The organism is Streptomyces dangxiongensis (assembly GCF_003675325.1).
Classification (GTDB): Bacteria; Actinomycetota; Actinomycetes; order Streptomycetales; family Streptomycetaceae; genus Streptomyces; species Streptomyces dangxiongensis.
In genome coordinates this window covers 6,082,548-6,094,981 of the sequence record NZ_CP033073.1, presented here as the reverse complement: position 1 = coordinate 6,094,981, position 12,434 = coordinate 6,082,548, and the positions used below count along the sequence as shown (strand labels likewise).

The 12,434-nt window shown below is 74.7% G+C and carries 11 protein-coding genes and 1 pseudogene; 6 read left to right on the top strand and 6 right to left on the bottom strand.

Features of this window, described 5'->3' with window-relative positions; all coding sequences use genetic code 11:
• Positions 1 to 13: 13 nt before the first annotated feature.
• Positions 14 to 742, bottom strand: coding sequence for a ZIP family metal transporter (locus D9753_RS27505; RefSeq protein ID WP_121789451.1), 729 nt, complete (start codon positions 740 to 742; stop codon positions 14 to 16).
• 150 nt (positions 743 to 892) lie between these two features.
• Between D9753_RS27505 and cobM the strand changes: the two genes are divergently transcribed.
• The 6 genes and pseudogenes from cobM (at position 893) to cobC (ending at position 7,226) form a co-directional block, all read left to right on the top strand.
• Positions 893 to 1,711: a precorrin-4 C(11)-methyltransferase gene (gene cobM / locus D9753_RS27500; protein WP_121789450.1), complete on the top strand. Its 819-nt coding sequence runs from the start codon at positions 893 to 895 to the stop codon at positions 1,709 to 1,711.
• Positions 1,708 to 2,944, top strand: a pseudogene (cbiE, locus tag D9753_RS27495) (precorrin-6y C5,15-methyltransferase (decarboxylating) subunit CbiE). Before cobM ends, cbiE begins: the two are co-directional and overlap by 4 nt.
• Positions 2,941 to 4,644, top strand: coding sequence for a precorrin-3B C(17)-methyltransferase (gene cobJ / locus D9753_RS27490; protein WP_121789449.1), 1,704 nt, complete (start codon positions 2,941 to 2,943; stop codon positions 4,642 to 4,644). Before cbiE ends, cobJ begins: the two are co-directional and overlap by 4 nt.
• Positions 4,641 to 5,228: a precorrin-8X methylmutase gene (locus tag D9753_RS27485; protein WP_121789448.1), complete on the top strand. Its 588-nt coding sequence runs from the start codon at positions 4,641 to 4,643 to the stop codon at positions 5,226 to 5,228. The genes cobJ and D9753_RS27485 overlap by 4 nt, the downstream gene beginning before the upstream one ends.
• The gene (locus tag D9753_RS27480; protein ID WP_121789447.1) at positions 5,225 to 6,151 is read left to right on the top strand and encodes a sirohydrochlorin chelatase; all 927 of its coding nucleotides are present in this window, start codon (positions 5,225 to 5,227) and stop codon (positions 6,149 to 6,151) included. Before D9753_RS27485 ends, D9753_RS27480 begins: the two co-directional genes overlap by 4 nt.
• Entirely contained in the window at positions 6,141 to 7,226 is a 1,086-nt protein-coding gene (cobC, locus tag D9753_RS27475) for an Rv2231c family pyridoxal phosphate-dependent protein CobC (protein ID WP_121789446.1), read from the top strand. The genes D9753_RS27480 and cobC overlap by 11 nt, the downstream gene beginning before the upstream one ends.
• A gap of 389 nt (positions 7,227 to 7,615) precedes the next feature.
• On the opposite strand, the gene D9753_RS27470 is transcribed toward cobC, so the two are convergent.
• The 5 genes from D9753_RS27470 to D9753_RS27450 all read right to left on the bottom strand — a co-directional run bounded on the left by D9753_RS27470 (position 7,616) and on the right by D9753_RS27450 (position 12,237).
• The gene (locus D9753_RS27470) at positions 7,616 to 8,524 is read right to left on the bottom strand and encodes an SCO1860 family LAETG-anchored protein (RefSeq protein ID WP_121789445.1); all 909 of its coding nucleotides are present in this window, start codon (positions 8,522 to 8,524) and stop codon (positions 7,616 to 7,618) included.
• Positions 8,525 to 8,657: 133 nt separating this feature from the next.
• Positions 8,658 to 9,749, bottom strand: a complete 1,092-nt coding sequence (locus D9753_RS27465; RefSeq protein WP_121789444.1) for an amidohydrolase family protein — start codon at positions 9,747 to 9,749, stop codon at positions 8,658 to 8,660.
• 18 nt (positions 9,750 to 9,767) lie between these two features.
• A complete protein-coding gene (locus D9753_RS27460) occupies positions 9,768 to 10,562 on the bottom strand; it encodes an amino acid ABC transporter ATP-binding protein (protein ID WP_121789443.1) in 795 nt (264 codons plus the stop codon).
• The gene (locus D9753_RS27455) at positions 10,559 to 11,392 is read right to left on the bottom strand and encodes an amino acid ABC transporter permease (RefSeq protein ID WP_121789442.1); all 834 of its coding nucleotides are present in this window, start codon (positions 11,390 to 11,392) and stop codon (positions 10,559 to 10,561) included. Before D9753_RS27455 ends, D9753_RS27460 begins: the two co-directional genes overlap by 4 nt.
• Positions 11,389 to 12,237 (bottom strand): transporter substrate-binding domain-containing protein, encoded by an 849-nt coding sequence (locus D9753_RS27450; RefSeq protein ID WP_121789441.1) that lies wholly within the window; start codon positions 12,235 to 12,237, stop codon positions 11,389 to 11,391. Before D9753_RS27450 ends, D9753_RS27455 begins: the two co-directional genes overlap by 4 nt.
• Between the last annotated feature and the right edge of the window lie 197 nt (positions 12,238 to 12,434).

The following is a 12,434-nucleotide window of genomic DNA, read 5'->3' as shown; positions in this document are numbered from 1 at the left end:
AGCGCCCGTGCGGTCAGCCGGACAGGCCGACCACGAGCCAGACGAACAGGACGCCGGCCACCGTGCACAGCAGGGTGGGGCGGGCGGGGTGCTCGTGGTGGGCCTCGGGGAGGATCTCGGCGGCGGCGAGGTAGAGCAGTACGCCGCCGAAGAGGCCGAGATAGCCGCCGAGCACCGGCTCGGGGATGTGGACGAAGGCCGTCGAGAGCGCGCCCAGCAGGGGTGCGCAGGCGTCCGCCACCAGCATGCCGACGGCCCGGCGGCGCGCGTTGCCGTACAGGCTGGTGAGGGTGAAGGTGTTGAAGCCGTCGGCGAAGTCGTGGGCGATCACGGCGAGCGCGACGGACGCGCCCATGCCGCCGCCGACCTGGAAGGCCGCGCCGATCGCCACGCCGTCCATGGCGCTGTGGCCCACCATCGCGCCGGCCGCCGTCAGGCCCACCTCGGGCGCCCGGTGGCCGTTCTCGCCGCCCCCGTGCGCCGCCCGGCGGGCGGCGAGTGTGCGTTCCACCAGATGGGCCAGCAGGAATCCGGCCACGAACAGCAGCAGGGCGGCGGGTACGCCGAAGACCTCGTGGCCGGCCGCGTGCAGCGCCTCCGGCAGCAGGTCCAGTCCGACCACGCCGAGCATCAGCCCGCCGGCCAGGCCCAGGACCAGATGGCGGCGGTCGGTCACGCGCTGCGCCGTCCACCCGCCGGCCAGCGTCATCAGGAACGCGCCGAGCGCGACGAGGACCGCCATAGGCCTTTCGTATCCGATGCACCGGCCCTCGCGCACGTCCGGCGGCCGTGCGCGCGCTGACCGCCCGCACCGGCCGCACGTACCGACCGTCCCCATCGACCCGCCCGTAGTGACCCGCCCGTAGTGACCCGTAGGAGAGGACCGATCCCCATGGCCGATGCCCCCACCGGCAAGGTGACCTTCGTCGGTGCCGGCCCCGGCGCCGCCGATCTGCTGACGTTCCGTGCCGCGCGTGCCATCGCCGAGGCCGACGTCGTGATCTGGGCCGCGAGCCTGGTCCAGGCGGAGGTCCTCGAACACGCCCGAGAGGACGCCGAGGTGCTGGACTCGGCGACCATGTCGCTGGAGGACGTCGTCGCCGTGTACCGGCGGGCCGGCGACGAGGGGCTGCGGGTCGCCCGCATCCACTCCGGCGACCCGGCCCTGTGGGGCGGTACGCAGGAGCAGCTTGACCGCTGCCGGGAGATCGGCATCCCGACCGAGATCGTCCCGGGCGTGTCCTCGTTCTCCGCGGTGGCCGCGATCGCGCAGCGGGAGCTGACGATCCCGGAGGTCGCCCAGTCCGTGGTGCTGACCCGTCTCGGCGGCGGCAAGACACCGATGCCGCCCGGGGAGGAGGTCCGCGAGTTCGCCCGGCACGGCACCACGATGGCCGTCTTCCTGTCGGCGGCGCGCAGCGGGCAGCTCGTGCGGGAGCTGCTGGAGGGCGGCTACCCCACGGACACGCCGGTGGTCGTCGCCTACCAGGCGACCTGGCCGGAGGAGCTGGTCGTGCGGTGCACGATCGGCACGCTGGAGGAGACGGTCAAGGAGCACAAGCTCTGGAAGCACACGCTGTTCCTCGTCGGCCCGGCCCTGGACGCCAGCGGCACCCGTTCGCACCTGTACCACCCCGGTCACTTCCACGGCTACCGGAAGGCCGACCCGCAGGCCCGGCGGGCCCTGCGCGAGCAGCGGGCGAAGAGTTGATCACGGTCGTCGGGACGGGGACGGGGACGCCGGTCCCCGCGGACGTCCTCGCCGGGGCCGCGCTCGTGGTCGGCGGGCAGCGGCACCTGGACGCCGCAGCGCTGCCGGACGGGGCCGAGCGGGTGGTGCTCGGGCCGCTGGCGCCCGCCCTGGACACCGTCGCGAGGTACGCCGCCGCCGAGCTGCCGGTCATCGTGCTGGCCTCCGGCGACCCGGGGTTCTTCGGGATCGTGCGGGCGCTGGCCGAGCGGTTCGGCGCCGCGTCGCTGGACGTGCGGCCGGGGGTGTCCTCGGTGGCCACCGCCTTCGCGCGGATCGGGCTGCCCTGGGACGACGCGGTGGTGGTCAGCGCGCACGGCCGGGACCCGCGGACGGCCGTCAACGTGTGCCGGGCCCGGCCCAAGGTGGCCGTGCTGACCGGTCCGGGGGCCGGGCCCGCCGAGCTGGGGGCCGCGGTGCCGGCCGACCGGGTCCTCGTCGTGGCGAGCGCCCTCGGGGATCCGGAGCGGGAGCGGGTGGAGCGGGTGACGCCCGCCGAGGCGGCGGCCCGGGACTGGGGCACGGCGGTGAGCGTGGTGCTGTGCCTGGACGGGACGCGGGCGCTCGGCGCGGCGCGTACGGTCGCCGGGACGCCCGGCGGGCCGGCCCGGTGGGCCCTGGACGAGGGCGAGTTCACCCACCGCGACTCGATGATCACCAAGTTCGAGGTCCGGGCGCTGGCCCTGGCCCGGCTCGGACCGCGCCTCGGCGACCTGGTGTGGGACGTGGGCGCCGGGTCGGGTTCGGTGGCGGTGGAGTGCGCGCGGCTCGGCGCGGCCGTCGTCGCCGTCGAGAAGACCGCCGACGGGGTGGAGCGCGTCCGCGCCAACGCGGACGCGCACGGCGTCCACGTGGACGTGGTGCACGGCTCGGCGCCGGAGGTGCTGTCCGCGCTGTCCGGCGATCCGGACGCGGTGTTCGTCGGCGGCGGGGGCCGTGAGCTGCCCGCCGTCGTGACCGCGTGCGCGCGGCGGGGCGCGGCGCACCGTCGTGGTCGCCATGGCCGCGCTGGACCGGGTGCCGGCGGCGCGCGAGGCGCTGACGGCCGCCGGGTTCCGCTGCGACGGCGTGCTGCTGCAGTCGTCGCGCCTCGCGCCGCTGCCCGGGGACGTGACCCGGCTGGCGGCCACCAATCCTGTGTTCCTGCTGTGGGGCGAGCGCACCACGGCGTCCAGTGAAGGAGTTGTCCAGTGATCGGCCTCATTTCCGCCACCGCGGCGGGAGCGGCGGCGCGGGACCGGCTGGCCGCGGCCTGGCCGGACCGTACCCGGGTGTACGACGGTCCCGTCGGGGAGGCCGTACGGGCCGCGTTCGCGGAGTGCGAGCAGTTGGTGTGCTTCCTGGCGACGGGGGCGACCGTACGGCTGCTCGCGCCGCTGCTCGGCGACAAGGCCACCGACCCGGGTGTGGTGTGCGTGGACGAGGGCGGCCGGTTCGCGGTGTCGCTGGTCGGCGGGCACGGCGGCGGGGCCAACGCGCTCGCCCGTGAGGCCGGGGAGCTGCTGGGCGCCGAACCCGTGGTGACGACGGCGACGGACGCCGTCGGACTGCCGGGCCTGGACACGCTGGGGCTGCCGTACGAGGGCGCGGTCGCCGCGGTCTCCCGAGCCCTGCTGGACGGCGAACCGGTCGCGCTGGAGGCGGAGGTCGCGTGGCCACTGCCGCCGCTGCCGCTCGCGGCGCGCGGGGCGTACACGGTCCGGCTCACCGACCGGGCCGTCGAACCGGGCGAGCGGGAGGTGCTGTTGCGGCCTCCGTCGCTGGTGGTCGGCGTGGGCGCGTCGAAGGGCGCGCCGGCCGAGGAGGTCCTCGCGCTGGTCGGCGAGGCGCTGCGGGAGGCGGGTCTGTCGCCGCGGTCGGTCGCCGAACTGGCCACCGTGGACGCCAAGGCGGACGAGCCCGGCATCCTGGGCGCCGCCGAGCGGCTCGGGGTGCCCGTGGTGACGTACACCGCCGGGGAACTGGCCGCGGTGGAGGTGCCCAACCCGTCCGCCGCGCCGCTCTCCGCCGTCGGCACGCCGTCGGTCGCCGAGGCCGCCGCCCTGGCGCGCGGCGGTGAACTCCTCGTGCCCAAGCGGAAGTCCGTGCGCGCCGACGGCCGGCCCGCGATGGCGACCTGCGCGGTGGTACGGCGTCCGGGGCGCGGACGGCTCGCGGTGGTCGGGCTCGGGCCGGGCGCCCGGGACCTGCTCACCCCGCGCGCGGCGGCCGAGCTGCGGCGGGCGTCCGTGCTGGTCGGCCTCGACCAGTACGTCGACCAGATCCGCGACCTGCTGCGACCCGGCACCCGGGTGCTGGAGTCCGGGCTCGGCGCGGAGGAGGAGCGGGCCCGTACCGCGGTCGCTCAGGCCCGCGCGGGGCACGCGGTCGCGCTGATCGGCAGCGGTGACGCCGGCGTGTACGCGATGGCCTCCCCGGCGCTCGCCGAGGCGTCCGACGACATCGACGTGGTCGGGGTGCCCGGGGTGACGGCCGCGCTGGCCGCCGGGGCCGTCCTGGGCGCGCCGCTGGGCCACGATCACGTGTCGATCAGCCTGTCGGACCTGCACACCCCCTGGGAGGTCATCGAGCGCCGGGTGCGCGCGGCGGCCGAGGCGGACATCGTGGTGACCTTCTACAACCCGCGTTCGCGGGGCCGGGACTGGCAGCTACCCAAGGCGCTCGCGATCCTCTCCGGGCACCGGGAGGCGACGACACCGGTCGGCGTCGTCCGCAACGCCTCCCGCCCCGACGAGTCCAGCCGGGTGACGACGCTGGGCGCGCTGGACCCGGCGACGGTCGACATGATGACGGTCGTCACCGTGGGCAACACCGCGACCCGGAACATCGCGGGGCGCATGGTGACCCCGCGCGGCTACCGCTGGCAGAACGGCACACAGGAGGGCGCCCGGTGAACCGCGTGGTCCACCCCATCGAGCAGGAGTCCTTCCGGCGGCTGCGCGCCCGCCTGGACACCTCGCACTTCCCGCCGCTGACCCGGGCGGTGGTGGAGCGGGTCATCCACTCCGCCGCCGATCTGGAGTACGCGACCGACCTCGTCATGAACGAGGACGACCTGGTGACGGCGCACGCCGCGCTGCACGCCGGGGCGCCCGTCGTCGTCGACGTGGAGATGGTCGCGTCCGGCATCACCCGGCGCGGGACCGTCTGCCGGCTGCGGGACGCCGTCTCCGGGCCCGGGCTGACCCGTTCGGCACACGCCGTACGGCTCGCCCACGAGGAGGTCGGGCCCGGCGCCGTCTGGGTGATCGGCTGCGCGCCGACCGCCCTGGAGGAGCTGCTGACCCTCGACGCCTCCCCCGCGCTCGTCATCGGCCTGCCCGTCGGCTTCGTCGGCGCGGCCGAGTCCAAGGCCGCGTTGCGCGCGAGCGGGCTGCCCGCCGTGAGCAACGTGTCCGAGAAGGGCGGTTCGGCGGTCGCCGCCGCCGCGCTCAACGCCCTGCTGTACCACACCGTTTCGTCTGAGGAGACCTCGTGACCACCCCGCCCGCCCTGCTCATCGCCGGACACGGCACCCGTGACGACGCCGGAGCCGAGGCGTTCCGTGACTTCGTCCGGGAACTGGGGCGCCGCCACCCCGAACTGCCCGTCGCGGGCGGCTTCATCGAACTGTCGCCGCCGCCGCTGGGCGAGGCCGTCACCGAGCTGGTCGAGCGGGGCGTGCGCCGGTTCGCCGCCGTACCGCTGATGCTGGTGTCCGCCGGGCATGCCAAGGGTGACATCCCGGCCGCGCTGGCCCGCGAGAAGGAACGGCACCCGGGAATCTCGTACACCTACGGCCGTCCGCTGGGCCCGCACCCGGCGCTGCTGAACGTGCTGGAGCGGCGGCTGGACGAGGCGCTCGGGGGCGCCGCCCGCACGCCCGGGGACCGGGCGGACGTCACCGTGCTGCTCGTCGGGCGCGGCTCCACCGACCCCGACGCCAACGCCGAGGTGTTCAAGGCGGCCCGGCTGCTGTGGGAGGGCCGTGGGTACGCCGGTGTCGAGACGGCGTTCGTGTCGCTCGCGGCGCCGGACGTGCCGAGCGGCCTGGACCGGTGCGTCGCGCTGGGCGCGAAGAAGATCGTCGTCCTGCCGTACTTCCTGTTCACCGGGATCCTGCCGGACCGTGTGCGGCAGCAGACCGAGGGCTGGGCCGCGGCCCACCCGGAGACCGAGGTACGGTCGGCCGACGTCATCGGGCCCGAGCCGGAGCTGCTGGAACTGGTGATGGAGCGGTACCGGGAGGCCGTCGAGGGCGACCTGCGGATGAACTGCGACTCCTGCGTGTACCGGATCGCGCTGCCGGGCTTCGAGGACAAGGTGGGGCTGCCGCAGCAGCCGCACTTCCACCCGGACGACGAGGGACACGACCACGGGCACCACCATCACGGGGGGCACTCGCACAGCCATGCGCACTGAGGGCACCGGCGGGTCCGGACACGATCTGCGGCACCACGGGGACGCCGAAGTGCGCGACGACGGGGCGGCGTTGGTCGACCTCGCCGTCAACGTCCGCGCGGACACGCCCCCGCGGTGGCTGCGGGAGGAGATCGCCGGTTCGCTGTCGTCCCTCGCGGCCTACCCCGACGGGCGGGCCGCGAGGGCGGCGGTGGCCGCGCGGCACGGGCTGCCGGTGGAACGCGTGCTGCTGACAGCGGGGGCCGCGGAGGCGTTCGTCCTGCTCGCCCGCGCCCTGGAGGTCCGCCGGCCGGTCGTCGTGCACCCGCAGTTCACCGAGCCGGAGGCGGCGCTGCGGGACGCCGGGCACACGGTGGACCGGGTGCTGCTGCGCGAGGAGGACGGGTTCCGGCTGGACACGGCGGCCGTCCCGGAGGACGCCGACCTGGTGGTGATCGGCAACCCCACCAACCCGACGTCCGTGCTGCATCCGGCGCGGACGGTCACCCGGCTGGCCCGTCCGGGACGGACGCTGGTGGTCGACGAGGCGTTCATGGACGCGGTGCCCGGGGAGCGCGAGGCGCTGGCCGGCCGGACCGATGTGCCGGGACTCGTCGTGCTGCGCAGCCTCACCAAGACCTGGGGGCTGGCGGGACTGCGCATCGGGTACGCGCTGGCCGCGCCGGGCATGATCGCCCGCCTGGAGCGGGCCCAGCCGCTGTGGCCCGTGTCCACACCGGCGCTGGCCGCGGCGCGGGCGTGCGTGGCGCCCCGGGCGCTGGCCGAGGCGGGGCACGCGGCGCACCGTGTCGCCGGGGACCGGGCGCATCTCGTCGCGGGACTGTCCGCGCTCGCCGGCCGTGGCGTACGGGTGGTACAGCCGGCGGAGGGTCCCTTCGTGCTGGTCCGCATGCCGGACGCCGCGGCGGTACGGCGACGGCTGCGCGACCTCGGCCACGCCGTGCGCCGGGGGGACACGTTCCCCGGGCTCGGCCCCGACTGGATGCGGGTGGCGGTACGCGACCGCGCCACGACGAACGGCTTCCTGACAGCCCTGTCCGCCGCCCTGGACGCCCCCACCGGCCCGCGCGACTGAGAGCCCGGCTGCCTACGGTGGCCCGGCGGGCCCCAGTCCCCCGGGACCCGCCCGACGGGCCGGGCCCCCGGAACGCCCCGACCGTGGGCGGCCCGAAGCCGCTCCGGCGCCGTCACCGTCCCGCCACCGGGCCAGGAGACCGGCACGGGACACCGGGCGCCGCCGGGACGTCCGGCATCCCGGGGCCCGACCGCGGTCCGGGGCCCCTCCATCCACCCGTCCGGCCGGCCGGAACCGCGCCCCCTCTCCCTTCCCGCGCCCGAGCCGGCCCGCCGGGCGGCGGCGGTGGTGGACGAGGCGGGTGCCCGTGCGGCGTGAGCGGCGTCGTCCGCCGGGTGGGGCGGGGACGGCCCCTCCCGGGCGAGCGCCGTCCGCCGGGTGGGCCCGGGTCAGCTCTTGCGGCGCCGGGTCAGGGCAACCGCTCCGCCGCCCGCGAGCAGCAGCGCCAGCGCGCCACCGGCGATGTACGGGGTCGCCGGGCTGCCGCCGGTCTCCGCGAGACCGGCCTCGGCGGGGGCGCCCTGGGGGCGGACGTCGGCGGCCGGGTCGTGGCTCGGTACCGGGTGCCGGGCGGGCGGGGCCGCCGGGGACTCGCAGGTGGCCTCGGCCAGGGTGACGGTGCCCTCGACGTCGGCCACGTCGAGCTTCAAGGGGGTGACGGAGACCTTGAGCTGGAGCGCGGTCGCGGCGGCGGTACGGGTCGTGGTGCGCCGCTCGGCGAGGTCGAGGCGGACCTCGCCCACGCCGGGCACCTTCACCTGGACGGGGCCGCCGGCGGTCAGGGTGACGCGCTTGCCGAGGACGGTGACGGCGCCCAGGACGTCCGCGGAGGCGGTGGGCGCCGTGCCGGCCTCGCAGGTGGCCCTGGCGGTGATCGCGTCGGCCTCGATCACGGACAGCAGGGGCAGGCCGGGGACGTGCAGCCGGGCGTGGGCGACCCGGACCGAGCCCTCGGCGCGCCGGGCGGTGGCCGTCGCCCTCGTGCGGGCGACCTCCGCGTCGAGGACGGTGAACGGCCGGCCGCCGTTCACGCCGTCGAGCCGGGCGGACAGCGCGGTGCGGTCCGCGCTCCGCGGCGCCCGGACCTCGTCGAGGGAGAGGGCGAGCGGGAGGTGCACGCTCTTGGCGAGCAGGGACACGTCGAGCCCGGTGCGCAGGACGACGGCGGAGGCGCGGCCGTGGCCGCCGGTCGCGTGCGCGGCGCCCGCGCCCAGGACCGCGGGTGCCGCGGTGAGGGCGGCGACCGTCGCGAGCGCGGCGAGACGGCGTGCGGGCATGCGGAAGCTGTTGCTGTTCAAGGCGGTGGGACCCCCAGAGGGAATGTTCGGGACCCGTCAACCTTGTACGCACTGTGGGTGAACGGTCAGTGATCCGCGGTCACTTCACTCGAACGTGGATGTCCCGCACGCGGATTCGACAGCCGGGGCACGGCTACTCGACGACGCGCCCGTCGAGCACGACCCGCCGCGGCGCCGCCAGCACCCGTACGTCCGCCCGGGGATCGGCCTCGTACACCACCAGGTCGGCCGGCGCGCCCTCCTCCAGGCCGGGCCGGCCGAGCCACGTCCGGGCGGACCAGGTCGTGGCGGCGAGGGCCCGGACCGGCGGGATGCCGGCGGTGACCAGCTCGGCGACCTCCTCCGCGACCAGGCCGTGGGCCAGGGAGCCGCCGGCGTCCGTGCCGACGTAGACCGGGACGCCGGCGTCGAAGGCGCCGCGCACGGTGTCGTAGCGCCGCTCGTACAGCCGGCGCATGTGGGCGGACCAGCGCGGGTACTTGTCGTCGCCGCCCGCCGCGAGCTTCGGGAAGGTGGCGATGTTGACGAGGGTGGGGACGATCGCGACGCCCCGCTCGGCGAACAGCGGGATCAGGTCCTCGGTGAGGCCGGTGGCGTGCTCGATGCAGTCGATGCCCGCCTCGACCAGGTCGCGCAGCGAGTTCTCGGCGAAGCAGTGCGCGGTGACGCGGGCGCCGAGCCGGTGGGCCTCGGCGATGCCCGCCTCCACGGCCTCGCGGGGCCAGCAGGGGGCCAGGTCGCCGACGCCGCGGTCGATCCAGTCGCCGACCAGCTTGACCCAGCCGTCGCCGCGCCGGGCCTCCCGGGCGACGTGGGCGACGAGGTCCTCCGGTTCGATCTCCCAGGCGTAGTTGCGGATGTAGCGGCGGGTGCGGGCGATGTGCCGGCCCGCGCGGATGATCTTCGGGAGGTCGTCGCGGTCGTCGATCCAGCGGGTGTCGGAGGGGGATCCCGCGTCCCGGATCAGCAGGGTTCCCGTCCCCCGGTCGGTGAGCGCCTGCTTCTCGGCGGTGTCCGCGTCGACCGGGCCCTCGGCGCCCAGGCCGACATGGCAGTGGGCGTCGACCAGTCCGGGCAGCGCCCAGCCCGCGACGGTGGTGATGTCGCGGGCGCCGGCGGGGCGGTCGTAGGAGATCCGCCCCCCGACCACCCACAGCTCGTCACGGACGTCCTCGGGGCCGGCCAGGACCCGCCCCTTCACGTGCAGCACCGCGCCATCGCTCATGCACCGCACCCTAACGGCCTACGGTTCGTCCTTCCCGGCCTGGTCGGAGGTCTCCTCCTCGACCTCGGCCATCGCCGGGTCGAGCAGCCGGGAGAGGAAGTGCCGGGTGCGCTCGTGCTGCGGGTCGCCGATGACCCGCTCGGGGCTGCCGTCCTCGACGACGACGCCGCCGTCCATGAAGACGACCCGGTCGGCGACCTCGCGGGCGAAGGTCATCTCGTGGGTGACGACCATCATCGTCATACCCTCGCGCGCGAGCCGGCGCATGACGGCGAGGACGTCCCCGACGAGTTCGGGGTCGAGCGCGGAGGTCGGCTCGTCGAAGAGCATCACCTCGGGGCCCATGGCGAGCGCGCGGGCGATGGCCACGCGCTGCTGCTGGCCGCCGGAGAGGGAGGCCGGGTAGGCGTCCGCCTTCTCCGCGAGGCCGACCCGGGCCAGGTTCTCGGCGGCGATCCTCGCGGCGGTGGCCCTGTCCCGCCCGAGGACCCGGCGCTGCGGCAGCGTCAGGTTCCCGGTGACGTCCAGGTGCGGGAAGAGGTTGAACTGCTGGAAGACCATGCCGATGCGGCGGCGTACGGCGTCGATGTCGACGTCGGGGTCGGTGACCTCGGTGCCGCCGACGAAGACCTGGCCCTCGGTGGGCTCCTCCAGCAGGTTCACGCAGCGCAGCAGCGTCGACTTCCCGGAGCCGGAGGGGCCGATGACGCAGACCACCTCGCCCTGTCCGATCTCCAGGTCGATGCCGCGCAGCACCTCGTTGTCGCCGAAGGACTTGTGCAGTCCGCGTACCTCGATCTCCGGGCGGGTCACCGGATCGCCTCCTGTGCCTTGGACTCCATACGGCGGACGACGAAGCTGAGCGGGATGGTGACCAGCAGGTAGCACAGGCCGGCGACCAGGATCGGCGTGGAGTTGGCGGTCGTGCTCGCCAGGTCGCGGCCGAACTTGGACAGTTCCCGCTCCTCCAGGGTGACGCCGAGGAACAGCACCAGCGAGGAGTCCTTGAAGAGCAGGACGAGTTCGTTGGTGAGCGGCGGCAGGATGATGCGGAAGGCCTGCGGGATGATGATGGAGACCATGGCCTTCGCGGGCGAGAAGCCGAGCGAACGGGCCGCCTCCGTCTGCCCCTTGGGCACGGCCTGGATGCCGGCGCGGATTGTCTCGGCCATGTAGGCGGCCGAGACCAGGCCGAGGGCGAGGGCGACCTTGCCGTAGGTGCCGCCCGGGATCTCGGTGCCCGGGAACGCGAGCGGCACGGCCACGCCGACGAAGATGAAGATCAGCAGGGCGGGCAGCCCGCGGAAGATCTCGATGTAGATGCCCGCCAGCCAGCGGTAGGGGCCCACGGAGGACAGCCGCATCAGCGCGATGACCATGCCGAGGACGAGTCCGACGACGAAGCCGGACAGCGTGTAGAGCACGGTGTTCTTCAGCGCCAGGGTGATGACGTCGGGGAACATCTGCCGTGCGATGCCGGCCTGGGCGAACTGGTTGCGCAGCCGGCCCCAGTCGGCCGTGACCGCGAAGGCGATCACGGCGGCGGCGAAGACGGCGTACTGCGCGCCGCGGGACAGGGTCCGCTTCTGCCGCCGGGTCAATCCCTTCCTCTTCGGCCCCAGCGGTACGTCCGTGTCGCTCATGAGGCCGCGGGAGAGGCGACGGAGGCGTTGTACGGGCCGATCCACTTCTCGTAGATCTTCTTGTAGGTGCCGTCGGCCTTGGCGTCCTTGAGCGCCTTGTTGATGGCGTCGAGCAGCGCCTTGTTGCCCTTCTTGACGGTGAAGCCGTACTGCTCACCGGTCTTGAGGTTGTCGACGACCTTGAACCTGTCCGCGTTGGCCTTGTCCTTCAGCCAGCCCTGGACGACCGGGTAGTCGATGACGACGGCCTGGACCTGGCCGGTGCGCAGGCCGTTGAGGACCGCGTCGGAGGACTCGAAGGAGACCGGGTCGTAGCCCTTGTTCCTGACGTAGTCCTCGCCGGTGGTCTGCGCCTGGGCACCCAGCTTCTTGCCCTTGGCCTTGACGTCGGCGAGGGACTTGACGCCGCTCTTCCTGTCGACGAGGACGGCCTGGGTGGCCTCGAAGTAGGGGTCGGAGAAGTCGACGTTCTTCTTGCGTTCGGCGGTGATGGTCATGCCGGCGGCGGCCAGGTCGCACTCGCCCGAGTTGAGGAAGGCGCCCGTCTTGAAGTTCTCGAACGGCGTGTCGCGGATGTTCTGCGGGACGCCGAGGTCCTTGGCGACGAGGTCGATCAGGGAGACGTCGAAGCCCTGCACCTTTCCGTCGACCTCCGACTGGAACGGCGGGTAGGGCAGGTGGGTGCAGGTGGTCAGCCGGCCGGCCTTGGCGAGGTGGACGCCCTTGACGGTGGTCTTGCCGCTCCCCCCGCCGTCCGAGGAGCAGCCGGCGGCCACTAGCACGAGCCCGGCGGTCGCGGTGGTGGCAGCCAGGAGGCGGGTCCGGCGCCCGAGGAGCGTTGTCATGGGGGGATTCTCCTATGCGGGAACGAAGGGTTTCGATTATAAGGAAATGTTGGGGTCTCTCAAATCAAACCGGTGACTTCAGAGCCGTCCGGCCTAGGAAGTCACCGGTCGGGGAGCGGGTGGGAGCGGAGAGTTACGCTCGTCCCGGCCGTCTTCCGGCGGCCCCCGTGGAACCTCGTGAGCGAAGAGAGCACCGC